22 protein-coding genes and 1 pseudogene are annotated in these 25,281 nt (G+C 69.9%); 12 read left to right on the top strand and 11 right to left on the bottom strand.

Annotation, left to right across the window (positions count from 1 at the left end):
- Window positions 1-10: 10 nt before the first annotated feature.
- On the bottom strand, window positions 11-541 hold the full coding sequence (locus OG622_RS43940; RefSeq protein ID WP_371582547.1) for a DUF6214 family protein: 531 nt from the start codon (window positions 539-541) through the stop codon (window positions 11-13).
- 172 nt (window positions 542-713) lie between these two features.
- On the opposite strand from OG622_RS43940, the gene OG622_RS43935 reads away from it, so the two are divergent.
- Both OG622_RS43935 and OG622_RS43930 read left to right on the top strand, forming a co-directional pair.
- Window positions 714-2,138 carry an FAD-dependent oxidoreductase gene (locus OG622_RS43935; RefSeq protein WP_371582545.1) on the top strand — a complete coding sequence of 475 codons (1,425 nt, stop codon included), beginning with the start codon at window positions 714-716 and terminating at the stop codon, window positions 2,136-2,138.
- Between the two features lie 90 nt (window positions 2,139-2,228).
- Window positions 2,229-2,354 (top strand): annotated as a pseudogene (locus OG622_RS43930) (NADH:flavin oxidoreductase/NADH oxidase); the annotation flags it as partial.
- Window positions 2,355-2,390: 36 nt separating this feature from the next.
- On the opposite strand, the gene OG622_RS43925 reads toward OG622_RS43930, so the two are convergent.
- Together OG622_RS43925 and OG622_RS43920 are read right to left on the bottom strand one after the other, a co-directional pair.
- Window positions 2,391-3,695, bottom strand: coding sequence for an SGNH/GDSL hydrolase family protein (locus tag OG622_RS43925; protein ID WP_371584411.1), 1,305 nt, complete (start codon window positions 3,693-3,695; stop codon window positions 2,391-2,393).
- 233 nt (window positions 3,696-3,928) lie between these two features.
- The gene (locus tag OG622_RS43920) at window positions 3,929-5,254 is read right to left on the bottom strand and encodes a PHB depolymerase family esterase (RefSeq protein WP_371582544.1); all 1,326 of its coding nucleotides are present in this window, start codon (window positions 5,252-5,254) and stop codon (window positions 3,929-3,931) included.
- 449 nt (window positions 5,255-5,703) lie between these two features.
- On the opposite strand from OG622_RS43920, the gene OG622_RS43915 reads away from it, so the two are divergent.
- Entirely contained in the window at window positions 5,704-6,681 is a 978-nt protein-coding gene (locus OG622_RS43915; protein ID WP_371582543.1) for a polysaccharide lyase family 1 protein, read from the top strand.
- A 38-nt stretch (window positions 6,682-6,719) separates the two neighbouring features.
- Window positions 6,720-7,502: a pectate lyase gene (locus OG622_RS43910; RefSeq protein WP_371582541.1), complete on the top strand. Its 783-nt coding sequence runs from the start codon at window positions 6,720-6,722 to the stop codon at window positions 7,500-7,502.
- Between the two features lie 137 nt (window positions 7,503-7,639).
- Here the strand turns inward: OG622_RS43910 and OG622_RS43905 are convergent, their stop codons facing one another.
- A complete protein-coding gene (locus tag OG622_RS43905) occupies window positions 7,640-8,221 on the bottom strand; it encodes a hypothetical protein (protein WP_371582539.1) in 582 nt (193 codons plus the stop codon).
- Between the two features lie 236 nt (window positions 8,222-8,457).
- On the opposite strand from OG622_RS43905, the gene OG622_RS43900 reads away from it, so the two are divergent.
- A complete protein-coding gene (locus OG622_RS43900) occupies window positions 8,458-9,543 on the top strand; it encodes a WD40/YVTN/BNR-like repeat-containing protein (RefSeq protein WP_371582538.1) in 1,086 nt (361 codons plus the stop codon).
- 208 nt (window positions 9,544-9,751) lie between these two features.
- On the opposite strand, the gene OG622_RS43895 is transcribed toward OG622_RS43900, so the two are convergent.
- Window positions 9,752-10,249 carry a flavin reductase family protein gene (locus OG622_RS43895; protein ID WP_371582536.1) on the bottom strand — a complete coding sequence of 166 codons (498 nt, stop codon included), beginning with the start codon at window positions 10,247-10,249 and terminating at the stop codon, window positions 9,752-9,754.
- A gap of 237 nt (window positions 10,250-10,486) precedes the next feature.
- A complete protein-coding gene (locus OG622_RS43890) occupies window positions 10,487-11,659 on the bottom strand; it encodes an acyl-CoA dehydrogenase family protein (protein ID WP_371582534.1) in 1,173 nt (390 codons plus the stop codon).
- A 154-nt stretch (window positions 11,660-11,813) separates the two neighbouring features.
- Here OG622_RS43890 and OG622_RS43885 point away from each other — a divergent pair, with 154 nt between their 5' ends.
- Window positions 11,814-12,740, top strand: coding sequence for a LysR family transcriptional regulator (locus OG622_RS43885; protein ID WP_371582532.1), 927 nt, complete (start codon window positions 11,814-11,816; stop codon window positions 12,738-12,740).
- Between the two features lie 253 nt (window positions 12,741-12,993).
- On the opposite strand, the gene OG622_RS43880 is transcribed toward OG622_RS43885, so the two are convergent.
- The 3 genes from OG622_RS43880 to OG622_RS43870 all read right to left on the bottom strand — a co-directional run bounded on the left by OG622_RS43880 (window position 12,994) and on the right by OG622_RS43870 (window position 15,652).
- The gene (locus OG622_RS43880) at window positions 12,994-13,524 is read right to left on the bottom strand and encodes a cupin domain-containing protein (RefSeq protein WP_371582531.1); all 531 of its coding nucleotides are present in this window, start codon (window positions 13,522-13,524) and stop codon (window positions 12,994-12,996) included.
- Window positions 13,525-13,598: 74 nt separating this feature from the next.
- Complete coding sequence (locus tag OG622_RS43875) at window positions 13,599-14,651, bottom strand: phosphotransferase family protein (RefSeq protein WP_371582530.1); 1,053 nt, start codon at window positions 14,649-14,651, stop codon at window positions 13,599-13,601.
- The gene (locus tag OG622_RS43870; RefSeq protein ID WP_371582528.1) at window positions 14,651-15,652 is read right to left on the bottom strand and encodes a C-terminal binding protein; all 1,002 of its coding nucleotides are present in this window, start codon (window positions 15,650-15,652) and stop codon (window positions 14,651-14,653) included. The genes OG622_RS43875 and OG622_RS43870 overlap by 1 nt, the downstream gene beginning before the upstream one ends.
- Window positions 15,653-16,389: 737 nt before the next feature.
- On the opposite strand from OG622_RS43870, the gene OG622_RS43865 reads away from it, so the two are divergent.
- On the top strand, window positions 16,390-17,670 hold the full coding sequence (locus OG622_RS43865; protein WP_371582526.1) for an MFS transporter: 1,281 nt from the start codon (window positions 16,390-16,392) through the stop codon (window positions 17,668-17,670).
- 170 nt (window positions 17,671-17,840) lie between these two features.
- Here OG622_RS43865 and OG622_RS43860 read toward each other — a convergent pair whose 3' ends face one another.
- Entirely contained in the window at window positions 17,841-18,665 is an 825-nt protein-coding gene (locus OG622_RS43860) for a fumarylacetoacetate hydrolase family protein (protein WP_371582524.1), read from the bottom strand.
- A 140-nt stretch (window positions 18,666-18,805) separates the two neighbouring features.
- Here OG622_RS43860 and OG622_RS43855 point away from each other — a divergent pair, with 140 nt between their 5' ends.
- Window positions 18,806-19,837, top strand: coding sequence for a LacI family DNA-binding transcriptional regulator (locus OG622_RS43855; RefSeq protein WP_371582523.1), 1,032 nt, complete (start codon window positions 18,806-18,808; stop codon window positions 19,835-19,837).
- Between the two features lie 107 nt (window positions 19,838-19,944).
- Here the strand turns inward: OG622_RS43855 and OG622_RS43850 are convergent, their stop codons facing one another.
- Entirely contained in the window at window positions 19,945-20,511 is a 567-nt protein-coding gene (locus tag OG622_RS43850; RefSeq protein ID WP_371582521.1) for an NADPH-dependent FMN reductase, read from the bottom strand.
- A gap of 498 nt (window positions 20,512-21,009) precedes the next feature.
- Here OG622_RS43850 and eno point away from each other — a divergent pair, with 498 nt between their 5' ends.
- The 4 genes from eno to OG622_RS43830 all read left to right on the top strand — a co-directional run bounded on the left by eno (window position 21,010) and on the right by OG622_RS43830 (window position 25,163).
- Complete coding sequence (gene eno, locus OG622_RS43845) at window positions 21,010-22,320, top strand: phosphopyruvate hydratase (protein ID WP_371582519.1); 1,311 nt, start codon at window positions 21,010-21,012, stop codon at window positions 22,318-22,320.
- A gap of 86 nt (window positions 22,321-22,406) precedes the next feature.
- A complete protein-coding gene (locus tag OG622_RS43840) occupies window positions 22,407-23,417 on the top strand; it encodes a VOC family protein (RefSeq protein WP_371582517.1) in 1,011 nt (336 codons plus the stop codon).
- Window positions 23,418-23,442: 25 nt separating this feature from the next.
- The gene (locus OG622_RS43835; RefSeq protein ID WP_371582515.1) at window positions 23,443-23,994 is read left to right on the top strand and encodes a carboxymuconolactone decarboxylase family protein; all 552 of its coding nucleotides are present in this window, start codon (window positions 23,443-23,445) and stop codon (window positions 23,992-23,994) included.
- A 62-nt stretch (window positions 23,995-24,056) separates the two neighbouring features.
- Complete coding sequence (locus tag OG622_RS43830) at window positions 24,057-25,163, top strand: alcohol dehydrogenase catalytic domain-containing protein (RefSeq protein WP_371582513.1); 1,107 nt, start codon at window positions 24,057-24,059, stop codon at window positions 25,161-25,163.
- The last annotated feature ends 118 nt before the right edge of the window (window positions 25,164-25,281 follow it).

Raw genomic sequence — 25,281 nt, 5'->3', positions numbered from 1 at the left:
GACTCCGGGCTCAGCGCCGGGCGTGGCGGGGGCCGAGCAGGCCCTCGTCGCGCGCTCCGGCGATCATCCGGAGCGACTTGCGGCGGCTGTGCCCGGTCGCGCACATCACGGCGAGGACCGGGTCGTAGCCGGACCGCTGCGCCGCGAGGTACTCCTCGGCCACCAGCCGCCGCCCCTCCACCCCGCGCGGCCACGCGGGCCTGGCCCGGCGCCCGGGTCCGTACGAGGTCTCCGGCAGCTCCTCGTCGGGGAACTCGGGCGTGGTGCCGCACGCCTCGAACAGCGGGCTCTCGATCCAGTCGGCCAGCTCCGCCAGGTCGTCCAGGGACAGCGGCGGCTGGGCGCGCACGTCCTCCAGGGACAGACGGCCCCCGCAGACCACGGCGAGCACCTCGACCGCGGCGCCGTCCGGGAAGGCCAGCCTCGCGTTGAACCAGGCCGTGGCGCCGTCGTGCTCCTGCACCTCCCACGCGGGCCGCACGGTCACCGTGCCGTCCTGCCAGTGGCGATCGGAAAGATTGAGAAAGGATGCTTCCAGCACATACGCAACGTATGCGCATGATCACATTCACTGCGCATTGCCACGCGTACCGGGGGCGCACGGCACCCCGACGGCTCAGCACCCCTTCCCTCGCCCGCGCACCCCTCCCCCGGCGGGCCCCGCGGTGCGATCCTTGAGGCATCAGCGATCTCCTCGCGTAAGGAGTTCCGCCGTGCTGCGTGTCGCCGTCGTCGGTTCGGGGCCGAGCGGGTGCTACACCGCTCAGAGCCTCGTCCAGCAGGACCCGGACGTGCTCGTCGACGTACTGGACCGGCTGCCGTGCCCGTACGGCCTGGTGCGCTACGGGGTGGCGCCGGACCACGAGAAGATCAAGTCGCTGCAGAACAATCTGCGTGCCGTGCTGGAGCACGAGCGGGTGCGGTTCCTCGGCGGTGTGCGGGTGGGCCCGGACGGGGTGCCGGCCGCCCGGCTGCGGGAGCTGTACCACGCGGTCGTGTACTGCGTGGGCGCCGCCGCCGACCGCCGGCTCGACATCCCGGGCGAGGAGCTGCGCGGCAGCTGGTCGGCGACCGAGTTCGTCTCCTGGTACAGCGCGCACCCGGACGCCGCGGGCTGCCTGTTCGACGGGCCCGCCCTCGGGGCTCGGACCGCCGTGGTCATCGGCGTCGGCAACGTCGCGGTGGACGTCACCCGTATGCTCGCGCGCGGCGCGGCCGAGCTGAGCCCCACGGACATGCCCCAGGCCGCGCTCACCTCCCTCGCCGCCAGCGAGGTCACCCGCGTCCACATGGTGGGCCGCCGGGGGCCTTCGCAGGCCCGCTTCACCACGAAGGAGCTGCGCGAGCTGAGCACCCTCCCGGACACCCAGGTGAGCGTCAACCCGGCCGAGCTGGAACTGGACCCGGACTACGTCGACCCGTCGTCCCTCCCCGCCGCCCGGCGCCGCAACGTCGAGGTCCTGCGTGGCTGGGCCACCGCGCCCGCCCCGCCCGGCCGCCACCGCATCCGCCTGCGCTTCTTCCTGCGCCCCGTCGCCCTCCTCGCCGACGGCGACCGGGTCTGCGGTGTCCGCCTGGAGCGCACGGAACCCGACGGCCACGGCGGTCTGACCGGCACCGGCCGGTACGAGGAGATCGAGGCCCAGCTCGTGCTCCGCTCGGTCGGCTACCGGGGCGTCCCCGTCGACGGCCTCCCCTTCGACCCGGCCCACGGCACGGTCCCGCACACCGCGGGCCGCGTACTCCGCGAAGGCGTCCCCTCTCCGGGCGAGTATGTGGCCGGCTGGATCAAGCGCGGCCCGACCGGGGTGATCGGCACCAACCGCCCCTGCGCCAAGGAGACGGCGACGTCACTGCTGGAGGACGCGTCGGCGCTGGCGACCGGAAACGTGCCGGACGACCCGCTGCCGGAGCTGAGCGCGGCGGGCTGCGCACCGGTCGAGTGGCCGGGCTGGCAGGCGATCGAGAGGGCCGAGGCGACATGGGGAGCCTCACTGGGCAGAGGCGTGGTGAAACTTCCGGACTGGGAGTCGCTGATGACCGCCGCACGCGGCAGCGTGCCCCTCCATGGGCACGGGGAACCGCGCGATCAGCCCCCACCGACCCGCACTGCCAACGCACACGGGCGCCACCCCTGAAGTCAACAAACTGTTCATGGATGCCAGGGCCTCGCCCCTGGCATCCACCACCCCACCCACCCGGTGGACGCGGTCCCCCACCGCCCGAGGGCCGGACCTCGCCGTGACGCGGTCCCGCTGGGCCGTGAAGCGCTGCGCGCCCCTTCGTGGGCCCGGTACACGGCCCGGGAACCCGGGGGCGAGGTGCGCGTACCCGAGCAGTACCACCGGTCGGTCCAGGCGGGTTTCCCACCGGCGGCCGGGCCGAGCCGCTCACTTCCGCTGCAACAGGCGGGCCGGAACCGCCTCGGCGAGGACTCGGTAGCCCTCCGGGTTGAGGTGCAGCCAGTCGCCGTCGTGGAGAGCGGGGAGGAGGCGGCTCGGGTCGCCCGGGTCGCGGACCGCTCGGTCGAAGTCGAGGACGGCGTCGAAGCGGCCGCTGGTGCGGATCCAGGTGTTGACGACCTGCCGCGCCGCCTCGCGGTGTCCGGCGGTGTCGTCGTAGGGGGTGTTGCCGCCGAAGGGCAGGAGGGTCGCGCCGTGGACGCGGATGCCCTGGGCGTGGGCGCGCACGATGATCTGCTCGTAGGCGGCGATGAGGTCGGCGGTGACGCGCTGTTGGGCGGCGGGGGTGGCCTCGGCGGTGCCGAGGTCGTTGACGCCCTCGAAGACGATCAGCTGCTCGACTGCGCTGTGCGCGAGGATGTCGCGGTCCAGGCGGGCGAGGGCGTTGGGGCCGAGGCCGTCGTTGAGGACGCGATTGCCGCCGGCCGCCAGGTTCACCACGGCGATGTGCCGGGTGCCGGGCCGCTGCTGGAGGCGGTCGAAGAGCTGGTCGGGCCAGCGGTTGTTGCCGTTGGTGGTGGAGCCCCGGCCGTCGGTGAGCGAGTCACCGAGAACGGCGACCGAGGTCGTGGCGGGCCGCGACAACACCTCGATGTCGCTGAGCAGATACCAGTGGTTGGTCGGGGTCGCGCCGGGCAGTTCCGTGTCCTCGGTGCGGTCGCCGTGGCGGAGGTACGAGGTGGTGCGGGAGCCGGGGTGCGAGGTGAGGGCGAGAGACGCCTGGCCCTCGGCCAGGTACGCCGTCACGGTCAGGTTGGTGCCCGGCCTCAGCGTGAAGTCCAGGGGGTCCGAGACCACTTGGGCGCCGACCGGCACGGTCGTCGACCCCCGGCCGCTGAAGGTCACCGTCCGGGAGGTACCGGGTTCGATCGCCGCGACCCCGGCCTGCCCGCCCAGCGGGAGGGCCACCGTCACGGCGGTCAGCGGCAGCGCGCTGCCGCCGAAGGCGTTGGAGAAGCGCAGCCGGACGCGGTCGCCGCCGGTGGTGACGCGGACGGTCTGCCGCAGGGTGGTGTCGACCAGCACGGCCCGCTCCCCGGTGAACGGCGCCGGGGGCATGTTGCCCGGCTCGGTGAGCTGCGGCATCGCCGACCAGGTGTTCACCCAGTGCCGGGCGGACGACGCCGTGTCCCCGGCACCGGCCCCGTCCGTCCGCCGCGGGCTCCCGACCAGGGCGACAACGGCGGACGACGCCACCACGAGGGCCAGGGCGAGGACGCAGGTGGCGATCACGGTCGCGAACGGCGCCCCGCTCGACGGCTTGACGGGCTGTGGGCTGCTGGGCGGTCGCAAGTGCGGGCCTTTCTGCGGAGGTCGGGCGGGACGAACGAGGGCCGGGCGCGCGCCTCGTCGGCGCGCGCCCGGACGGGCGGTCGGTTCGGTCGGGCGGGCCGGTTGGTCGGCCGGTGGGTCGGTGGGTCGGTGGGTCGGTCGGTCGGTCGGAGCGAGACGAAGGTCAGGGCCCGTCAACCGGTCGTGCACGCCGTCCCGTTGAGCGAGTACGCCGAGGGTGCGGCGCTGTTGCCGGTGTGGTTGGCCTGGTAGCCGATGCTGACGCTCGCGCCGGGGGCGATCGCGGCGTTGTACGTCGCGTTGGTCGCGGTCACGGCACCGCTCGCCGGGCTGTAGGTGGCGCCCCAGCCGTTGGTGACGGTCTGTCCGGAGGGCAGGGTGAAGCCCAGTTGCCAGCCGTTGACCGCCGTCGTACCGGTGTTGGTGACGGTCACGGACGCGGTCAGGCCCGTGCTCCAGGCGTTGGTGGTGACGGTCACCTTGCAGGGGCCGGCCGGAGGCTGGGGCGCGGGGCCGGATCCGTTGAGGCCGAAGAAGGTGAGGACGCGCTCGGCCATGCCCCAGGCGTAGAGGTTGTGGCCGGTGCCCTGAAGGCTGATGGCCTCGACGGGGGCACGGTCACCGGTGCCGCCGTAGCGGGTGCGGGTCCAGCCGGACTGGGGCGAGTCGGTGGCGGCCGGTGTCTGGCCGACACCGTGCACGTCGGTCCACTGCTTTATCTCCTCGCCGAAGTTCGGGTAGCGCAGTACGTCGTCCGTGGTGCCGTGCCACAACTGCATGCGGGGCCGGGGTCCGTTGTAGCCGGGATAGGCCCCGCGGACGAGGTCGCCCCAGGCCTGCGGGGTGCGGGTGATGGTGCCGTTCGCGCAGTCGCTGTTCCACTCGGAGCCGTTGGTGGTGGCGAAGCAGGCGAAGGGGACGCCCGCGAAGGCGGCGCCGGCGGCGAACACGTCGGGGTAGTCACCGAGGAGGACGTTGGTCATCATCGCGCCGGAGGAGATGCCGGTGGCGAAGACACGGTCGGTGTCGGCGTCGTAGGTGCGGACGGTCCAGTCGACCATGGACTTGATGCCCACGGGGTCGCTGCCGCCGCCGCGGGTCAGCGCCTGCGGGGAGGCGACGTCGAAGCACTTGCTGCTACGGGTGACGGACGGGTACACGACGATGAACCCGTACCGGTCCGCCAGCGAGGCGTACTCGGTGCCGCTGTACATCGCCGGCCCCGAGCCGGTGCAGTAGTGCACGGCCACCACGATCGCCGGGTCGGCGGTGACGCTGTCCGGCACGTACAGGTACATCTGCAGATTGCTGGGGTTCGTGCCGAAGCCCGTGATCTCGGTGAGCGCGGCCCGGGGGGCCGCCTCGGCCTTCGCGTCCGCCGCGGCGGCCGCGGGCGCGGTCAGGAGCGTGGCCGCGAGCAACGGCACCAGCGCTCCCAGCAGCGCGACGAGTAACGAACGCAGCGGTCCGCGCGCCCGGTCGTGGGGGGTGAGGGTCACGTCGTTGTGCCTTCCTGTGACGGGTTCGGCGGAAGGAGAGAAGTCGGTTCGGGTCAGCAGGAGGTGATCGTGACATGCACATGGTCGCCATGGAAGCGCTCCCACACGTCGAAAGAATTCGCTGACGCCGGCCTGCCGCGCCCGGCCCGCGCCCGCCTGCGCACCCACCGATCCCGGCCGGCCCTCCCACCAGGCCTGGCCCAATGTCTTTTGCGCAAAGCGTTGACTAGAAAGCGCTTGCCCTCTACGTTCCGTTCAGCAGTGTGAACCGGCTGCCGCTGTCCCGCCCCAGGGGCCACGCACGCCGACGTCAGGCACCCGTTGGGAAACCGCTCCACCTGCACCATCGAGATCCACGACGCACCCGTACCGCTCGCGTGCGTCGGTCAAATAAGTGAACTGTATTCATGTACATGGCCCGTCAGCTCTCCCTGAAGGGACGCACCCGCATGCGTACCGTCCCCCCACGTACACAGACGCAAAGATCAGCCCTGGTGGCCGCGGCGGCCGCCCTGGCGACAGCCGCCGTCCTCGCCCTACCGCACTCCGCGGGAGCGGCGGAGACCTCCCCGATCGGCTACGGCGCCGGGACCACCGGCGGCGGCAGCACCACCCCGGTCACGGTCTCGACGCTCGCCGCCTTCAAGAGCGCCGTGACCGGCAACGCGGCCAAGGTCGTCCGCGTGAGCGGCCTGATCCCGCTGAGCGGCCAGGTGGACCTCGGCTCCAACACGACGGTGCTGGGCGTGGGTTCGTCGTCCGGGTTCACCGGCGGCGGCCTGCGGATCAAGGAAGAGACCAACGTCGTCGTCCGCAACCTGAACATCAGCAAGCCGGTCGCGCCCGCCGACGGGATCACGGTCCAGGAGTCCACGAAGGTGTGGATCGACCACAACTCCTTCTCCGCGGACCGCACGCACGACAAGGACTATTACGACGGTCTGCTGGACATCAACCACGGCTCGGACAACGTGACGGTGTCCTGGAACACCTTCAAGGAGCACTTCAAGGGCTCACTCGTCGGCCACAGCGACAACAACGCCTCCGAGGACACCGGGCACCTGAAGGTGACCTTCCATCACAACCACTTCAGCAACGTCTACTCGCGCATCCCCAGCCTGCGCTTCGGCACCGGGCACTTCTACAACAACTACGTCGACGGCGCCGAGACCGCCTGCCACTCGCGCATGGGCGCCCAGATGCTCGTGGAGAACAACGTCTTCCGCAACACGGGAGTCGCGGTCACCACGAACCGCAGCAGTGACGTGGACGGCTACGCGAATCTGCGCGGCAACGACCTCGGTGGGGCCGCCACCGAGATCTCCCGGGTGGGGAGCTTCACCGCCCCGCCCTACGGCTACACCGCCGAGCCCGCCTCCTCCGTCGTCGCCTCGGTGACGTCGGGCGCGGGCGCCGGAAAGCTGTGACACCCCCTATCCGCTCGGACCACAGAAGGAATCGGGACATGACTTCTGCAGCACGTCCGCGTGTCCGCACGCGCGCGCTGACCGGCACGCTCGCCGCGTTCAGCCTCTCGTTTGGCATGATCATGATCAGCGGGGCCACTCCGGCGAGTGCCGCCACCTGGCCCACGCCCACGAACAGCCAGCCGGTGTCCTCCACCATCTCGGTGTCCGGCACCAGGGACGGCGGCATGGTCCGCTACTACGGCAGCGGCGCCCTGGCCGGCGACGACCAGGAAGAGGGCCAGGACCCGATCTTCAAGCTCGCGAACGGCGCGACGCTGAAGAACGTCATCATCGGCAAGCCCGGCGCCGACGGCATCCACTGCGAGGGCAACTGCACGCTGCAGAACGTGTGGTGGGAGGACGTCGGCGAGGACGCGGCGACCTTCCGCGGCGGCTCCACCTACACGGTGACCGGCGGCGGCGCCAAGAAGGCGGCGGACAAGGTCTTCCAGCACAACGGGCCCGGCACCCTGAACATCTCCAACTTCGCGGTCAGCGAGTTCAAGACGCTGTACCGCTCGTGCGGCGACTGCTCCACGCAGTACACCCGCAAGGTGAACCTCAACAACATCGAGGTGACCGGGACGGGCTCCACCGCGCGGCTCGTCGGCATCAACGTCAACCGGGGCGACGTGGCGACCCTGCGGAAGATCACGATCCTCAACGACAGCGGCCGCAAGGTCGTCCCGTGCCAGAAGTACAACAACAACGACAGCGCCGGCACCGGCCCCGACAGCACCAACTGCCTGTACTCCTCCTCGGACATCACCTACAGGTGAGACCGCTCATCACCCACCGGTGAGTCCCCCCGGCGGCCGGACGAAGCCTTCCCCCACGGGCCTCGTCCGGCCGTTCGGCCGTGCGCGGGACGGTCGCCGTCACGTCCACGCCCCGCCCGTTCACGCCCCGCCCGTTCTCACCAGATCTTGCGTTCCCAGAGCGGGCCGATCCTCTGCCACTCCTCGTCCCACTGCTCCATCCGCCGCCGCTCCATACGGCCGCGTACGAACCGGCCGCCCACGAAGGGCACGGCTGCCACGAACACACCCGCGAGACCACCGACGAGCGCGGCGCGCAACCGGGCCTGGGACTCGCTGGCCGGCTTGGTGACCAGAAGGCCCTCGGAGTCCGTCCAGACGGTGACCGGGGCTCCCATCAGGCTGGCGGGATCGACCCGGGCCTGCCCCTCGTGGGCGGAGCCGCCCGGTGCCGTCCAGCGCACCTTCGCCCACACCTTCTCCGTGCCCGTCCCGTTCGGGCCGGACGGCTCCGGCGCGTCCTCGGTGAGGACCGCGCCGACGGGCCGCCACTCGGCGCGCTGCCGGGCGAGGCCTGACTCGACGGAGTCGGCGGCCATGAGGCCCATGACCACCCCGCCGAACAGCGTCAGGGCCCAGGTGATCAGCACGACCCAGGACTCGAGCCGGTCGCTGCGTCTTCTGAGCGGATTGCGCCGCCATCGCCACAGCAACACCTTCGGACCACGGAATGCCACCATCGGAGGCACCCTCCCTCGCACACGCAGGACTGCCGGACCGCTCTTCCATACGGCGGCGGCCCTCCCGCTGCTCATGCGATGTGGGTCACCCCGCCCGGCCCGGCCGGTCCCAACCCCGTGCACAACCCGCTTCCACGCCCGCTGACCTGCGGCGAGGGCGTCTCAAGGGGTGACTGTCAGTGGTGGGGTGCAGACTGGCCCGTGACTGAGACGACGATGTCCAGGAGGTGGCCGAGATGGCTGACGTACTGCTCACGGTGGGCACGCGCAAGGGACTGTTCATCGGGCGGCGGCGCGGAGGCGCCTGGGAGTTCGACGAGACTCCGTACTTCAACGCGCAGGCCGTCTACGCGGTCGCCATCGACACCCGTACGGACACCCCCCGGCTGCTCGTCGGCGGCGACAGCGCCCACTGGGGCCCCTCGGTCTTCCACTCCGACGACCTCGGCCGCACCTGGACCGAACCCACCCGTCCGGCCGTCAAGTTCCCCAAGGACACCGGGGCCTCGCTGGAGCGCGTGTGGCAGTTGCACCCGTCCGCCGCCGAGCCGGACGTGGTGTACGCGGGCACGGAACCGGCCGCGCTCTACCGCTCCGAGGACCGGGGGGAGACCTTCGAGCTGGTACGGCCGCTGTGGGAGCACCCGACCCGCGACCGGTGGGTGCCGGGTGGCGGTGGCGAGGGGTTGCACACGATCCTCACCGACCGGCGCGACGCGCGCGCTGTGACCGTGGCCGTCTCCACCGCCGGGGTGTTCCGCACCGAGGACGGCGGCGCGAGCTGGTCGCCCTCCAACTCCGGCGTCTCCGCGGTGTTCCTGCCGGACCCGAACCCGGAGTTCGGCCAGTGTGTGCACAAGGTGACCCGGGACGCGGCGACCCCCGACCGGCTGTACCTGCAGAACCACTGGGGGGTGTACCGCAGCGACGACGCGGGCGCGCACTGGGAGGACATCGGCGAGGGACTGCCCTCCACGTTCGGGTTCGCCGCGGTCTCCCATCCGCACCGCGGGGACACCGCCTACGTCTTCCCGATCAGCGCCGACGCGGACCGTGTCCCGGCCGACCACCGCTGCCGGGTCTTCCGCACCGCGGACGCGGGCAGGAGCTGGGAGCCACTGTCGGCGGGACTGCCGACGGAGAACCACTACGGCACGGTCCTGCGCGACGCGATGTGCACGGACGACGCGGACCCGGCGGGCGTGTACTTCGGCAACCGCAACGGCGAGCTGTACGCGTCGGCCGACGACGGCGACAGCTGGCGGCAGTTGCTGTCACACCTGCCCGACGTGTTGTGCGTACGCGCGGCGGTCGTCGGCTGAGTGGACAGGACGAAGAAGCAGACGAAGAATGCCTGGCTTGAGGACCGCACGAAACCCGGTTGAGCTCATTGCGCGGGACCAGGGCGGGCCGGGGTGACGCAATGATCGTCACGGCCGCAGGCGAAGGGTCCGACGTCGCCTGCGGCCGACGTGGCCCCCACTGCATGGGGCCGCAGATGGGCGCGCGAGCCCGCGCAACGGGCGGGACTTATGAGACGGCCAGGCTTCGGAACCTGCTGTTGTGGAACACCAGGGGTTCACGATCGGGTTCGGCCTTCAGTCCCTGGATTTCCAGGAGGACGATCGTGTGGTCGCCGCCGGGGAGCTCGGCGTGCAGTGAGCAGCTCAGCCAGAGGCCGGCGCCATGGATGTACACGCCGCCGTCGTCATCGGCGTCCCAGTCGACTCCCGTGAACCGGTCGCTTTCCTTGCCGGCCAGCGACCGGCAGATCGCGTCCTGGCCCTGGGCGAGCACACTCACGCCCACATGGCTCCGCCGACGCAGTTTCGGCCATGTCGTGGAGGTGTCCTGCATGCAGACCGATATCAGGGCGGGTGAGAGGGAGACCGGGGTGAACGTGCTCGCGGCCATGCCGACCGGGCTGCCGGAGTCGAGTGCGCACACGGCTGTCACCCCAGAGGGGAAGCAGCCGTAAGCCTGGCGCAACAGAGCAGAGCTGGTCGGTGTCGCGTCGAGAGAGCTCATCGAGGTCCACCCTTCCTGTGTCGGCGTGTGCGGTGCGGCCGCGCCGCGGCGCGGATCACGGGGGCTGGCAGGACGGGTACTGAGTGGCGTATGCATCGATTCCTCGGAGGGAGTTGGAGGTCTGGCGGGAACCGTTTCGGTGTCACAGGTGCGGGGCCTGAGCCGTGCGAGGGCGGGGGCGGGTGGTGCTCGCGTGCCACTGGCTCCGCCTCGGCTCGTCGTGTCTGCTGCCGGGCGTCAGTTCTGGCCCGACAGGACCGCGCCGAGCTGCCGCATCGCGCCCGTGTTGCCGACCACGTGCTGGGAGACGCAGCGGACGTCGCGCCAGCGGCGCTGGAGCGGACTCGTGCTGTAGAGGCCCGCGCTGCCCGAGAGGCTCATGATCTCGTTGAGGATCCGGATGCCCTCGTGGTGGATGTGCTGGGTGGTGCCCTTGTAGCTGAACCACTCGGTCGAGGTGGGCGCCTCGCCCTTGAGGGCACGGTCCATGACGATGCGTCCGGTCTGTTCCGACAGGGCAGCCAGAGCACCGGCCCGCAGATGCAGCTCGGCGAACTCCTCCTGGAAAACCGGGTCCTCACCGAGGAGGGCCCTCGGGTTGAACGCCGGCCGCTTGGTGGCGGCGAGTTCGGCGAGATCGTCGAGCGCCCCGTCGAGGGCGCCGAGGATGACGGCGTCGTGCGAGGCGCCGGTGGGTGAGTAGGGCAGGTCGTAAAGGGGAGCGGGGATGTTGTTGCCCCCGAACATCGGCCCCGTGCGGTGCTCGGGTACGAAGACGTCGTCCATCGTGAAGTCCGTGCTCTGGGTGGCACGCAGGCCGACCGCGTCCCAGGTGTCGAGGAAGGTGACCTGCTCGGGCCGCAGCAGTGCGACCCGCATGTCCGGGCGGCCGTCCGGTAGCGGAGGCGCCCCTTCGACCAGAAAACCTCCGAGCATCCAGTCCGGAGTGAACGGACCGCTCGCCAGCGGCCATCGGCCACTGATCCGGTAACCGCCGTTCACCGGCGTAGCCAGCCCCTTCGGAGCCACCGCTCCTCGGAGCATCGGATCCGCTCCGCCTGCGAACACCTCTTCCTCCAGCGTCTCCCGGGGCAGCGACCGTACGAAGAACCACGCCATCGAAGCGGCCTGGACGGTCCAGCCCGTCGATCCGTCGGCCCGGGCGATCTCCCGTACCACCCGGGCGCCTTCCAGCAGCCCGAGCTGTTCGCCGCCCCACACCCGGGGCAGGGCCATCCGGAACACACCGGCCTCGCGCAGCGCGGCGACGATCTCCACCGGAACGGCCCGGGCGTCCTCTCCCTCGGCGGAGCGTGCGGCGATCTCGGGAAGGAGCGCGCGGACGCGGTCGAGCACGCTGCCGCCAATTCCTCGGTCTGTGGATCGGGTGGGGTCAAGAAGCGTGGTCACGGAGGTCTCCTCGTTGAGCGCTCGTTGGGCTTGCCCGTAAAACAAGCTTTTTCCACGGGTGAACTGCGGCTTAGAATGACATCTGCGTCACATCCAGGAAAAGCAGAACTTTCCGATAAGGCTTATTGAGAGTTCCCATAGCAGTAGGAGAGAAATGGCAGTAAATTTTTCCCTCCGCCAGTTGGAATACTTCGTCGCTGTGGCGGACACCGGCTCCATGAGCGCGGCGGCGGTGCGGTGCCATGCCTCCCAGGCCAGCATCTCCACGGCGATCGCCGACCTCGAACGCCGCCTCGGCGTGCAGTTGTTGATACGACGTCGGGCGAAAGGGGTCTCTCTCACCGAGGCGGGCAGCCGGATCCTCGGACGTGCCCAGGCGATGTTGACTCAGGCCGACGAGATAACGGCCGGCGCCCAGGCCGAGGAAGGTCAACTGGCCGGCCGCTTGACAGTTGGCTGCTATGCGGCCTTGACGCCTTTCCTGATCCCGCTCCTGGTGGACGGTTTCACCCGGCGTCACCCGGCGGTAAACCTGGAACTGATCGAGGGTCAGCAGAACGAAATGAGGCAAGCCCTGGTAAAGGGCTCATGCGATGTCGCTTTGTTGTACGCGTTCGGTGACGAGGCCGGCCTGTCCTGTACGACGCTCCGCGCAAGCCGTCCGTACGTCATCGTGGCCGCCGACCACGCCGTGGCGGGGCGCGAGTCCGTCTCACTCGCAGAACTGGCGGACGAGCCACTGATCATCTACGCGGAGCCGCCCGCCCAGCAGAACGCCGACCACTGGTTCTCCCTCGCCGGAGCACGGCCGAACATCCGCTACCGGACCTCGAGCATCGAAGCCGTCCGCAGCATGGTCGCCCGCGGTCTCGGCTTCGCCACGCTGATTCAGACCTGGCCGACCGACACCAGCGTCGAAGGACTCCCCCTGGCATCCGTACCGCTCAGCGACCCGCTGGACGATGTCGAGCTCGTGATCGCCCATGCCTCGCACGTCATCCCCACGCACCGGGCCCGCGCGTTCCTCCAGTACGCCGAGAAGACGCTCGCCGGACCCGGCGGACCGGACACCATCGACTGACACGCGTCCGGCTCCGGCCGACTCCCGCGAACGGTTGTAGCCCCACGGGTCGTCGACACCGTGGGGCTCACATCCGCACGTGCGGTGAGCGCGGACCCACCCCCGCTCGGCGCTCGCCCGCGAGTTCTGGAGCAGCGTGGGCAGCGGTGGCTCGTCGGCCCGGACCTTCGCCCACCCGCCGTCGTGCGCCCTGCGGTCGCCTCACGCGGAGAGGGCGAAGCCGGCTTCGGGCCGGGAACCACTCCGCCCCCTGTCAGCCGTCGCGCTCCGCGCCGACGAGGACGAAGGCCATGGTGACCGGCTGGTCGCTGCGGTTGCGCCAGCTGTGGCGGGTGCCGTTCTGGATCACGATGTCCCCTGCCGAGAGGGGAGTGCGGTGGCCGTTGTCGAGTTCGAGGACGATGTCGCCCTGCAGCACGATGCCGTAGTCCACGGTCGGCGTCGTGTGCATGCCGTCGGGCTCCATGAGGTCCGCGATACCGGGCGAGTCGGCCCGCTGTTCCCGGTCGAAGGCGATGGGGTCGAACGCCGGGTCGGCCATCGCGGTGTCCGGCGGGAAGGTCAGGACGATGAACCGCGTGCCGCCGGGCGCCGGGAGGAGGCTGGTGATCTTCGGTGTGGGGTCCTCGCCGGTCCGGCTGACCTGTGCGCCGGGTTCGGTGGCCCACGGCAGGCGGGAGACCCAGCCCGGGAGGCTGGTGAAGTCCCGGCTGCGCGGGACGGGGCCGTCGCTGACGACGACCGACCTGCCGTTCTCGTCATGGCCGGTGACGACTCTGCGCATGCGTCTCTCCTCGTTCAAGTCCATGGGACCCGCCCGGTCCACCTGGCCCGACGAAGCCCTCAGTTCGGTCGATGTCAGTGGGGCCGACCGCTGCCGGGCCCGGCCGGGGCGTCGAGCGCGGTCGCCCAGGCGTCCAGGGCCTCCGCCACCGTTGGGGCGGGCGCCCGCAGCAGGGCGGATGCCACGGTGCGTACGAACAGCCGGTGCCGGTCGTCCGTCAGGTATTCCGCCGGGGACTTTCCGTCCACGCGTGCGAGCAGCAGCGCCGGAAGCAGTGCCGCGGCCCGCGCCTCAAGGGCCTGCCGGGGCTCCCAGTCGACGCACCGGACGTACTGCTCCGTCAGCGCCCGGGCGGAGTCGAGGAGACCGGCTCGGTGCCCCGGCATCACCAGGCTCTTGAGGAGCAGATGGTTGACGCAGAAGGCCAGGTCGAAGGCAGGGTCGCCGTACCAGGCGCACTCGGCGTCCAGCAGCACGGGCCCGGCCGGGCCGACAAGGATGTTCTTGGGGCTGACGTCGCCGTGCACCAGGGCCAGGCGGGTCGTGACCGTGCGGTGGGCGAGGCCCTGAAGGACGTCGCTCAGGTCGGGGTGCGCCGCCGCGGTGGCCAGCAGGTACGGCTCGATGCGCAACGCGTGGAAGTTGTCGTCGGTGGCGAACTCCGCGGCGAGGGTGGGATCGCCCGCGCTCGCGGCGTGCAGGGTGCCGAGCAGCTCTCCGACGGCCGCGGCGGTCGCCACCTCCACCCGGCCGCCGAACAACCGCGCCTTCCACACCGGGTACTGCTCGGGAGGCAGGAACGCCATCGCGAACAGGCCGGCCTCGACGTCGTGGGCCAGCAGCTCCGGCACACTGTCCGGCCGGTGCCGGGACGCGAACCGCATCCACGCCCATTCGTAGGCGTTGCGCGACACCGGTGCCTCCCAGTCGGCGGCGACCCGCAGCCGGGCCAGGGCCCGCTTGACGCACAGGGAGCGTCCCGGCAGGTCCACCCGCCACAGGTCGGACGAGACGCCACCGGCCAGCGGCGTCCAGCGCGCGGGCTCACCCGGCTCGGCGAGCCTCTGGGCGAACAGGAAGTCGGCCGGCTCGGTGTGCGGGCTCATCGGCGCGGAGGGCTGGTTCATCACCGACCACCGGACCCGGCGGGCAGACCGCGAGGACTGTTGCGGGCGTGGGCCGGTGCCTGGCCCGCCAGAATCCGTACGACCTCCTCGGCGGCGCGGCGGCGCAGCTCCGTGACCGAGGCGTCGGAGGAGAAAGCGACGTGCGGGGTGAACAGCGCACCCGGCTGCGCCAGCAGGCCGTCGGGGACGTGCGGCTCGCTCTCCAGGACATCGAGGGCGGCTCCGTCCAGGTGACCGCTGTCGAGCGCCTTGATCACCGCGTCGGTGTGCACCAGACCGCCCCGGCTGACGTTGACCAGCAGGCCGCCCCGCCGCATCAGCGCCAGTTGTTCGGCTCCGATGAGGTGGTGGGTGTCGGGTGTGAGCGGCACGTGGAGGATCACCACGTCGCTGCGGCGCAGCAGCTCCTCCAGGCCCACCATCTGCACTCCGGGGGTGTCCTTCGGCGGATACGGGTCGTGGGCCAGGATCCGGCAGCCGAACGCGCCGAGTCGACCGGCGGTTGCGCGTCCGATGCGTCCGTATCCGACGACACCGCAGGTCAGTGTCGAAAGCCGGCGCAGCCGCGCACCTGCGGGGTTCCAGCGGCCCGCACGGACGTCCCGGTCGAACAGGGCCAGACCGCGTGTCCAGGCCAGCACCATGCCGACGGCGTGGTCCGCGACCTCCTCGACGCAGTAGTCGGGCACGTTGGTGACCCAGACGCCCCGGTCGGTGGCGGCCTCCACGGCGATGTTGTCGAGGCCGACGCCGAGCCTGGCCACGATCCGCAGGTCCGGCGAGGTGCCGATCGCGGTGGCGGAGACGGGTGCCCAGCAGGTCAGGATCCCCGCGGGTCGGTGCTCGGCCACCAGTTCCTCGACGGCCTCGGCGGAAGCGGGCTCGGCGGGGCCGGTCACCAGGGTGTGACCCGCCTCCTCGATGACGGATCGCTCCACGGAGTCGTCGGGCCAGGCGTAGTCGGTGAGCAGCACGGTGCCTGGGCGGCTCGATTGGTTCATGACAGGTCGTCCTCGCAGATTCGTGCGGCCGCGGCGGACGGGCGGGCGTCGCGCCCGGTCGCGTCCGGTGAGCGGGTTTGATCGCCACCCGGAACGGCGGTCGACGGCACGTCCGATGGGCCGTCGACCGCCTTGGGCGGGTCGGAGGGGTCACTGGGCTCGTCGGCGCTCGCCGACTTGTGGTCGGGGCAGGCACCGCGGTACGTCCCTGGAACGGATCACGGGATACCAGGACACGTCGCATCACTTTGTCACAGCCACGCAGTGCTAACGATAGCATTCAGAACCTTCGGCACGTCAAGAGTGCGCAAGGGTGCGACGTACACCTGGTCGTCGCCATCCCACCGCTGGGCCCATTTCAGAGCGAGGGCGCCCTGCCCGCCAGGGGAAAACATGAGGCGCCCAAGAAAACCGTGTGCACATCTTGACGCGCCCGCTGGTTCCCTTCATGGTTTCAGCCAGCGCCGACCGTGTGACCGACAAGTGTCCACACGAAGTCCGGCTGTCGAAGACGCCATAGCCACGGACGTCCCGACGGGCGATATACGGCTGAATTCCGCATGCGGTGTCCGACCGCGCGGCAGGCCGTCGCCCTCATTCCCCCAGTCGACGACCACATCGCCGTCGTCGGCTCGAGTCCGTGTTCAGCTCACCGCTTCTCTTCATCGCCCGTACGGCCCCGTACGGCGGTGGAACCGCCGCGGTCCGCCGTGGCCCATTCCTCCTCAGGAGCCGCTATGACTCACGCAGCGCAAGTCGACACCAGTGCGGTGCCCGCCGGTGAAACACAGGAAGGCAACCGGCCCTCCCTTTCCCGCCCCATGATCGGCCTGGGCTTCCTGGTGATCGTCCTCTCCTACATGGTCAACGCCATGGACCGTCAGGTCTTCCCTCCCCTGCTGCCCAACATCCGTGAGGAGTACGGGTTCTCCCTGGAGCAGGGCGGGCTGCTGGCGACGAACTTCACCCTCGGCATGGCCCTGGCCGGCCTTCCCGCGGGCTACCTCCTGGACCGCTTCCGCCGCAAGACCGTGCTGGTGGCCAGCATCGTGATCTACTCCCTGGGCACGATGGCCACGCCACTGGCGACCGGTTTCGCCGACATGACCCTGTACCGGGTCGTCTCGGGCTTCGGTGAGGGCATGCAGTCCGCCGCCATCTTCGCGGCGATCGGCGCCTTCTTCGCCCACCGGCGCGGCCTCGCCTTCGGCATCATCGGCGTGGGCTACTCGGTCGGCGTGTTCATGGCCCCGCTGATCGGCGTCCAGCTCATGAGCACGCACGGCACCTGGCACTCGCCCTTCTACCTGTTCGGCGCGGCGGGGCTGCTGATCGCCGTCGCCTCCCTGTTCCTCGTGAAGGCCGGCCTGACCGAGCACACCGCCGAGAAGGTCGCCTCGACCAGGACCTACGAGTACATGCCGGCCTCCGCCTACAACCGCAACACCGTCGCACTCGCCGTGCACTCGGTCGTCAGCGGCGTGGCCCTCTACGGGTTCCTCGGCCTCTACCCGACGTTCCTCATCACCTCGCTGCACTACACCGCCGGGCAGGCCGCACTGGCCATGAGTTTCCTCGGCTTCGGCGGCATGACGGCCGTGTTCGGCGGCTGGCTCGGCGACCGCTTCAACCAGCGCAACCTGCTGATCCTGAGCCTGCTGGCCGTCTCGGCCATCAGCGTGTGCATCTACACGACGCAGGCCGCCATAGGCGTGCAGTGCCTGTTCGCCTTCCTCATGGGCGCCTTCGGGCTGGGCTTCATCTACCCCAACACCAACAGCGCGATACAGCGTGCCGTCCGCCCCGGGCAGATCGGACGCGCCTCCGGCCTCTTCGTCACCAGCTACTACGGACCGGCGGCGTTCTCAGGACTGCTCTTCGCCGCCCTGGTGGACTCCTTCGGCTGGACCCGGGCCGGGCTGGTGCAGGTCACGGTCCTGCCGCTGGTGGGCGTCGCCGCCCTGGCCTTCGTCCGCACCTCACAGTTCAACAACGCGGCCCGCCAAGCACTCCGCTAGGCCTGCTGGCCGGTGGGGGCCGGCCGCGCCCACGCGGCCCGGCCGCACATGTCACAGCCCCGCGCCCCTCACGGGGGCGCGGGGACACCCCCCGGACATTCCACAGGGGCCTGCCCACCGCCGAGCGGTGGGCAGGCCCCTGTACGCGGTCGCCCGATGGGCGCGCGGGGTCAGGGACTCTCGGCCACCACCGGGTTACGCAGAACGCCGATGCCCTCGATCTCCACCTCGACCACGTCTCCCGGACGGATCGGCCCGACACCTGACGGCGTGCCGGTCATGATCGCGTCTCCGGGCAGCAGCGTCAGATGGCGGCTGAGGTAGCTGACGATGTCGGGAACGCCGAGCAGCAGGTCCGCCGTGCTCGCCGACTGCATGACGGCACCGTTCACACGGGTCGTCAGCGACAGCGCCGAGGGGTCGAGTTCGGTCTCGATCACCGGCCCGAGGGGAGCGAAGGTGTCCTGCCCCTTGCCGATGAGAAGCGTGCCGTACGCGCTTTCCCTGCGTTGGATGACGCGGTCGCTGACGTCATTGCCGCACGTATAACCGAGGATGTACTCGTGGGCATCGGCAGGCTTCACATGGCGGGCTTCCTTTCCGATGACGACGACCAACTCGCCTTCGAAATGGACCAGTTCACCATCCGCCGGATAGACGATGGCATCATCCGGACCTACCACCGCGGTGCTCGGCTTCATAAAACACACAGGAACTTCCGGAAGCTCACGGTCGGTCTCGTCCACGTGCGAGGCGTAGTTGTAGGCGAATCCGAAGATCCGGGGCCGTTCGAGCGGCGGGAGAATGACTACGTCGCCGATTTCGTCGACGTGCCCGGCGGGGAACAGCCCGATGAAGGGATCCCCCTCGAATCTCGCGATCCCGGCGTCACCGGATACGAGTTCTCCGTAGTGACACACACCGCCGACGGCATACCTGATGATCCGCACGGAAACCTCCGCAACTAGGCAGCCGAATACGGCCGCATGACCCATCCACCAATGCTAACGTTAGCACGCAAGGAATGATCGATCTCGCGACCCCTTCCCCCTGACTGCGGAGCGCAACACAAGCGCTATCGTTGGCACACGGAAAGTGACGACACGGGATCAGCCAGACCGAGGGGGCTCTTTACGTGATCACGACCAAAGACATCGCCGAACGCCTCGGCGTCTCCGTCTCGACGGTCGGCCGTGCTCTCGCCGACGATCCCCGCATCAGCGAGGAGACCAAGTTCAGGGTCCGCCGGACCGCTTCCGAGATGGGATACGTCGGCAACCGCGCGGCCCGGATGATGCGCGGAGCCTCCAGCAACGTCGTCGCGCTGGTGATCCCGGACATCCGCAACAGCTTCTACTCGACCATCGCGCACGAGCTGTCCAAGAACATGGAGGCCGAGGGCTTCCAGCTGATGCTCGCGGAGACCGACGACGACCGGATGGTGGAGCTGCGCCATCTGCGGGAGCTGTCCGCGACCCGGGTGGCAGGCGTCATCATCGTGCCCACCGCACGCCCGCACAACGACTCCGTCAAGCTCCTGCGCACGGTGCCGCACCTGCAGCTGCTGCGCCGCCACCCCTCGCTCGGCTCCCAGTGGTTCGGCGTGGACGACCACGAGGCGCTGCGCCAGGCCACGGCTCACCTGGTGGCCCAGGCCCACACGCGTATCGCATACCTGGGCGGCCCCGAGGAACTTCCCACAGGCGCGGAACGTCTGCGCGGCTTCCGCAGCGCCCTGCGCGAAGGCGGCCTGCCGGACGACGCCGGCCGCACGGAGCTGGGACCGCCGTCGTCCGTGGACCACGGCCGCCAGGCGATGCGCCGGCTGCTGAAGGACCCGGACGCGCCCACCGCCCTCGTGCTGGGATCGATCCAGCTCACCCGGGGGGTCCTGGAAGAACTGTCCGAGCAGGGCGTGAAGGTGCCCGGGGAACTCTCCGTGATCGGGTTCGGAGACGAGCCGGGGTTTTCCTGGTGGGGTCCCGGACTCACCACGATCGGCCTGCCCATCCAGGAGATGGCCACGGGCTGCGCGCTGTGGCTGATGCGTCGCCTCAAGACCAAGCCGGGCAACGACGGCCCGTACACATCGATCTCCCCCGGATCACTGATCCTGCGCGGCAGCACGGCATCGCCCGGCGGAAAGACTTCGTCCAGGTCCCGCTGAACCAGGGGCACCCGCACCCGCATACGTATACGCGGCAGGCGCCGGAACACACGCTTTCGGGCGCCTGCCGCGTGAGCCCCGCCGAATCCGGCGGTGGTGGTGTCGGTTCAGTACGTTCCGCCGCGCAGTCGGCGCATGACGCGGGCGGTACGCACGAGTTCGTCGAGCACCTGCTCGGCCGCGGCCTCGTGGATCTTGCCGGGCCGGAAAGCGCCGTCCTCGACGAGTTCGTTGACGAACGGGATGCTCACGGTCGGGCCGATCGGCAGCATCCTGAGGTTCGCCACGACCTGCTTGCCCATCTGCACCGCCCGGGTGCCCGCCGAGACGCCTCCGTAGCTGACGAACGCGGCCGGCTTGTGCTGCCACTCCACGACGAGGTAGTCCCACGCGTTCTTCAAAGGGGCGGGGAAGCCGCCGTTGTACTCGGGGGTGACGAAGACGAACGCGTCCGACACCTCGACGATCCGGCTCCACTGGCGGGTGTGGCTCTTCGTGTACTGCCGCAGGGCGGGCGGATGCGGCTCGTCGAAGAAGGGAAGGGCGAGTTCCCGCAGGTCGACGGTGTGCGACTCGAACTGGTCGCACTCCGCGGCCCGGGTGGTGAACCAGTCCGCGACGGACCTTCCCACCCGCCCGGGACGCGTGCTGGCCACCACAGTGGTGAGTGTCATCGGCGCCACAGAGGGCTCGGTTGCCATATCGGGCTCACTTTCCTTTCGGCCGCGATCCGGCCCGGCGGGCCCGCCCCCTCCTGTGCTGTCCGTCCGTCCAGGAAGCGCGCGGGCCCGCCGGAGTCCTTGCCGGAGCAGGATCGTGCGAACGATAGCATTCACTCCAGTGCGAGCCAAAGGGCAGAGTCACCCGGCAGACCGACAAGGACCGAAGGGCAACCTGCCCCTTGACATCGCCATGGACAGTTCGCACGATTGCGCTATCGTTAGCACAGCGATGAAGCGTCAGCACGGCGACGAAGCGAGTGGTACGCCCCTTCGCTCGCTCGCGGCGCTCTCGTATCGATCCTGGTGACGCCCCCTCGGGCTCCGCCCGCGCTCGTTCGTCCGTGACGACCTCCGTACGCCTTCGGCCGTGCGGACGCCCCGCCCCCGATGCCAGGCACGGGCATCCCGGCCATCACCCCGATCGTCCGAACTCCGAAAGGTTGCACCGCCATGACAGACGCGCGGATCGCCAAGCTCCACGGCCGCAGAGTGTGGGATTCACGCGGTCGGCCGACCGTCGAGGTCGAGGTGCACCTCGCGGACGGCGCGGTCGGGCTGGCCATCGCGCCGGCGGGGGCTTCGACGGGCCAGGGCGAGGCGCTCGACCTGCGCGACGGCGGCAGCCGCTTCGGCGGACTCGACGTCCAGCACGCGGTGGGCTCGGTGAACGACGAGATCGCGCCCACCCTCGCCGGCCGTGACGCGAGTGACCAGGAAGCCGTCGACCGGCTTCTGGTGGACCTCGACGGAACCCCGGACCGCGGCCGTCTCGGCGGCAACGCGCTCGTGGCCACCTCCATGGCCGTCCTGCACGCCGCCGCCGCTTCGGCGGGCGTACCACTGTGGAAGCACCTGGCGGGCGAACGCCCTGTCCGTATCCCGCTGCCGGAGATCCAGATCTTCGGCGGCGGCGCCCACGCGGACCGCCGGGTCGACGTGCAGGACTTCATGGTGATGTGCCCGGCGGCAGCGAGCTTCTCCGAGGCCCTGGACTGGACCGCGGAGATCTACCGGGCGGCCGGAAGCCTGATGCGTGCCGCGAGGAAGGCCCAGGGCGTGGCCGACGAGGGCGGCTTCTGGCCCGCCTTCGACTCCAACGAGGAGGCTCTGGAGATGCTGACCCGCGCCATCGTGACCGCGGGCTTCGCTCCCTCGACCGAGGTGGGGATCTCGCTGGACGTCGCGGCGTCGCAGTTCGGCAGCGGCGGACGGTACACGCTCGCCCTGGACGACCGCACGCTCGACACCGAAGCCCTGATCGACATGCTCGGCGACTGGATCGAGCAGTACCCGATCCTGTCCGTCGAGGACCCGGTGGGCGAGGACGACCATGACGGCATGCTGGAGTTCACCCGGCGCTACGGCCGGCGCTGCCAGGTGATCGGCGACGACTACCTGGTCACGAACGCCAAGCGCGTGGAGGCCGCGGCGAGCGGCGGCGCGGTGAACGCCGTCCTCGTCAAACCGAACCAGGCCGGGACTGTCACGGAGGCGTTCCAGGCACTGCGGGCCGGAAAGGAAGCCGGCTTCGGCACGATCGTCTCGGCGCGTTCCGGCGAGACCGAGGACGTCACCATCGCCCATCTGAGCGTCGGCTGGGACGCCGGGCAGCTGAAGGTGGGCTCGTTCACCCGCTCCGAGCGCATGGCCAAGTGGAATGAGGTTCTGCGCATCGAGGAGTCCCTCGGTGAATCCGCGGAATTCAGCGGGTGGTCCGCCTTCACATTCGCCGGAGCCGGAGCCTTCACGGCCAAGCCATAAATCCGAGGCCCTTACAGTCAAGGCGAAAAAGGGCCTGAGTATTAAAGTCAGCGAAATCCAGAGCCGATCCGAGCACGGAGACCAGCATGCTGCCACCCGTCAATCTGCGCCCGAGTTTCAACATCACCCGCTCCAGCCATGTCCGGCTCACCGTGGCCGATCTGGCCGAGAGCCGGAACTTCTACGTGAACGTGCTGGGGCTCGTCGTCAGTGACGAGGACGAGCGCACCTGCTACCTCCGCGGGCTGTCGGAAGCCTGCCACCACAGCCTCGTTCTGGAGCTGGACGAAGAGGGCGCGGGCTCCTGCGGGAGGATCGGTTTCCGGGTCTTCTTCGACGAGGACCTCGACATCGCGTACGACTGGTTCCGTGGGCGGGGGCTGCCCGCCGAGTGGGTCGACGTCCCGTACCAGGGCCGCACCCTGCACGTCAGCGACCCCATCGGCACGCCGCTCGAACTCTGCGCGCACATGGAGACCCGGCCGAGGCTGCACATCGACTTCCAGCTCCACAAGGGCGCGCACGCGCAGCGGCTCGATCACTTCCAGACCTTCGCGCCCGACACCTATGAGCTGTGCGCGTTCTACGGCGAACTCGGCTTCCGCAACTCCGAGTACCTGGCGCACGGCGACAAGCTGCTGGGCGCGTTCATGTACAGGAAGGGCACCTGCCTGGACCTGGCGATCGTCGAGAACACCGGCCCCGCCCTGCACCACTTCGCGTACACCGTCTCCGAGAGCCACGACATCTTCACCGCCTGCGACTTCGCGGGCATCCACGGCTACGGCGAGGGTGTGGAGCGGGGCCCCGGGCGTCACGGGCCGGGCGGGATGCTGTTCGCCTACCTCCGTGACCCCGACGGGCACCGGGTGGAGGTCTTCAACAGCCATTACCAGACGATCGACACCGAGATCGAGCCGGTGCGCTGGGACGCGGGATCGCTGAGCACCAACGCCCGCTGGGGCCTCCCCGCGCTGGAGAAGTGGTACTTCGAGGCGTCGCCCTTCGTGGGGGTCGAGCAGATTCCGCCGGCCGAGCCGCCGAAGCCCATGTCGCTGGAGCGGTTCCTGCTCGAACAGTCCCAGTCCACCCGCTGATCATTCCGTCCCCCGAGGAGACACCATGGCACGAGTGCCCTATCTGCGCCGCGAGGACGCCGACGAGTCGCGGAAGCCCCTGTACGACCGGCTGGAAACCGAACGCAAGGTACCGACGGCGAACATCTTCCTCGCCCTGACCCACGCGCCCACCCAGCTGGACGCCTTCCTGACCTACGCCAACTCGCTGCGGGCCGCCGACCTCAGCCCCAGGCTGCGGGAGCTGGCCATCCTGACCGTGGGATACGCGACCGGGTCGGCGTACGAGGTCGCGCATCACCAGTCGCACGGACTCAAGGCCGGGCTCACCGAGGAACAGCTCGCGACGGTGGCCGACTTCGAGTCGTCCGGTCTGTTCGACGACACGGAGAAGGCGGTGATGCGCCTCGCCAAGGAGTCCACACTCCAGGTCGACGTCTCGGAGGACACCTGGCGTGCCGCCGCCGACCACCTGACGGACAAACAGATGGTCGAACTGTCGCTGTCCATCGCCTGGTACAACTCCGGCGTCCGCATCATGGGACTGCTCGGCATCGACCTTGAGGACAACTACCCGAACCCTTTTCCCCATTCGTAGGGAATTCTTGATGTCTCCGCCCCCGGCCGCCCCGGGACGGAGCAGTTCCAAGGAGTATTTCCATGGCGAAAATGCTCGCTGCACGACTGCACGCGCTCGGTGAGCCGATGTCGGTGGACACGATCGACGTGCCCACGCCGCGCCCGACCGACGTACTGGTACGGGTGAAGGCGTGCGGGATCGTGCCGAACATGGCCAACGTGATCAACAACTGGCCCACCTGGTTCCCGCACCAGCCGTTGCCGAAGTTCCCCGCCATCTTCGGCCTGGACGCCGCAGGCGTGGTCGAAGCGGTCGGTGAGGCCGTGCTGCACACCAGGCCGGGTGACCGGGTGTACGTCAACCCCCTGCGTTCCTGCGGAAGTTGCCAGGTCTGCCGGGGCGGTGAACTGAGCCGGTGCCGCTACTTCACGCTGAACGGCTACTTCAGCACCTCACGTGACGGCCAGCGGATCTTCGACCTCTACCCCTACGGCGGCTTCGCAGAGTACATGACCGCCCCGCAGCACTCGATCGTCAACCTCCCGGACAACATGACGTTCGAGCAGGCCGGCAAGCTGGGCTACATCGGCACGTCCTACGGCGCCCTCAAGAACGCCGCCGCCGGCCCCGGTCAGGTCGCCCTCGTCGACGGGGTCACGGGCACCCTCGGTGTCGCGTCCACCGTGCTCGCTCTGGCGTCCGGTGCCGCCCGGGTCCTCGGGACCGGTCGCAACGAGGAACTCCTCAAGCGTGTCAAGGAACTGGACCCGGAGCGGGTCGAGGTCTTCCGGCTGGGTGACGGCTCCACCGGTGAGTGGGCGAAGTCCCGCACCGGCGGCGAGGGCGCGGACTACGTGATCAGCGCGCTGGGCGCCAAGGCTCCGGTGGAGACGATGCTCGACTCCATGCAGGGTGTCCGCAGGGGCGGCAAGGTGGTCAACGTCGGCGGTGTGGCCGACCGGCTGCCCGTGGACGTGAAGTGGCTCATGGACGAGCAGGTCCAGCTGATCGGCTCCAACTGGTTCAGCACCGCGCAGGGGCAGGAACTCGCCGCCATGGTGGCCACAGGCGCCCTGGACCTGTCCTACCTGCAGGCCAAGCCCTTCCCCCTGGCCAGGGTCAACGAGGCGATCTCGGGTCTGGAGGACCGCGACGGCGGATTCAGCAACTACGTCGTCATCCCCTGAACCACGGCGCACCGTACTCGCCCCGCGGCGGTCCTGTTCTGCCCTGACGCCGCCGCGGGGTGTCCAGCCCCACCGGCAGTACGCTCGGCCGGTGCTCGCCCCGGAACAAGCCCAGCAG

This window comes from Streptomyces sp. NBC_01314 (assembly GCF_041435215.1).
Taxonomy (GTDB): Bacteria; Actinomycetota; Actinomycetes; order Streptomycetales; family Streptomycetaceae; genus Streptomyces.
This window is presented reverse-complemented; position numbering and strand designations above follow the sequence as displayed.

Coding starts and splice junctions, on each gene's coding strand:
- OG622_RS43915 (WP_371582543.1), top strand. CDS start 5,704: ATGCGTACCGTCCCCCCACGTACACAGACGCAAAGATCAGCCCTGGTG.
- OG622_RS43910 (WP_371582541.1), top strand. CDS start 6,720: ATGACTTCTGCAGCACGTCCGCGTGTCCGCACGCGCGCGCTGACCGGC.
- OG622_RS43905 (WP_371582539.1), bottom strand. CDS start 8,221: ATGGTGGCATTCCGTGGTCCGAAGGTGTTGCTGTGGCGATGGCGGCGC.
- OG622_RS43900 (WP_371582538.1), top strand. CDS start 8,458: ATGGCTGACGTACTGCTCACGGTGGGCACGCGCAAGGGACTGTTCATC.
- OG622_RS43895 (WP_371582536.1), bottom strand. CDS start 10,249: ATGAGCTCTCTCGACGCGACACCGACCAGCTCTGCTCTGTTGCGCCAG.
- OG622_RS43885 (WP_371582532.1), top strand. CDS start 11,814: ATGGCAGTAAATTTTTCCCTCCGCCAGTTGGAATACTTCGTCGCTGTG.
- OG622_RS43880 (WP_371582531.1), bottom strand. CDS start 13,524: ATGCGCAGAGTCGTCACCGGCCATGACGAGAACGGCAGGTCGGTCGTC.
- OG622_RS43875 (WP_371582530.1), bottom strand. CDS start 14,651: ATGAACCAGCCCTCCGCGCCGATGAGCCCGCACACCGAGCCGGCCGAC.
- OG622_RS43870 (WP_371582528.1), bottom strand. CDS start 15,652: ATGAACCAATCGAGCCGCCCAGGCACCGTGCTGCTCACCGACTACGCC.
- OG622_RS43865 (WP_371582526.1), top strand. CDS start 16,390: ATGACTCACGCAGCGCAAGTCGACACCAGTGCGGTGCCCGCCGGTGAA.
- OG622_RS43860 (WP_371582524.1), bottom strand. CDS start 18,665: ATGGGTCATGCGGCCGTATTCGGCTGCCTAGTTGCGGAGGTTTCCGTG.
- OG622_RS43850 (WP_371582521.1), bottom strand. CDS start 20,511: ATGACACTCACCACTGTGGTGGCCAGCACGCGTCCCGGGCGGGTGGGA.
- eno (WP_371582519.1), top strand. CDS start 21,010: ATGACAGACGCGCGGATCGCCAAGCTCCACGGCCGCAGAGTGTGGGAT.
- OG622_RS43840 (WP_371582517.1), top strand. CDS start 22,407: ATGCTGCCACCCGTCAATCTGCGCCCGAGTTTCAACATCACCCGCTCC.
- OG622_RS43835 (WP_371582515.1), top strand. CDS start 23,443: ATGGCACGAGTGCCCTATCTGCGCCGCGAGGACGCCGACGAGTCGCGG.
- OG622_RS43830 (WP_371582513.1), top strand. CDS start 24,057: ATGGCGAAAATGCTCGCTGCACGACTGCACGCGCTCGGTGAGCCGATG.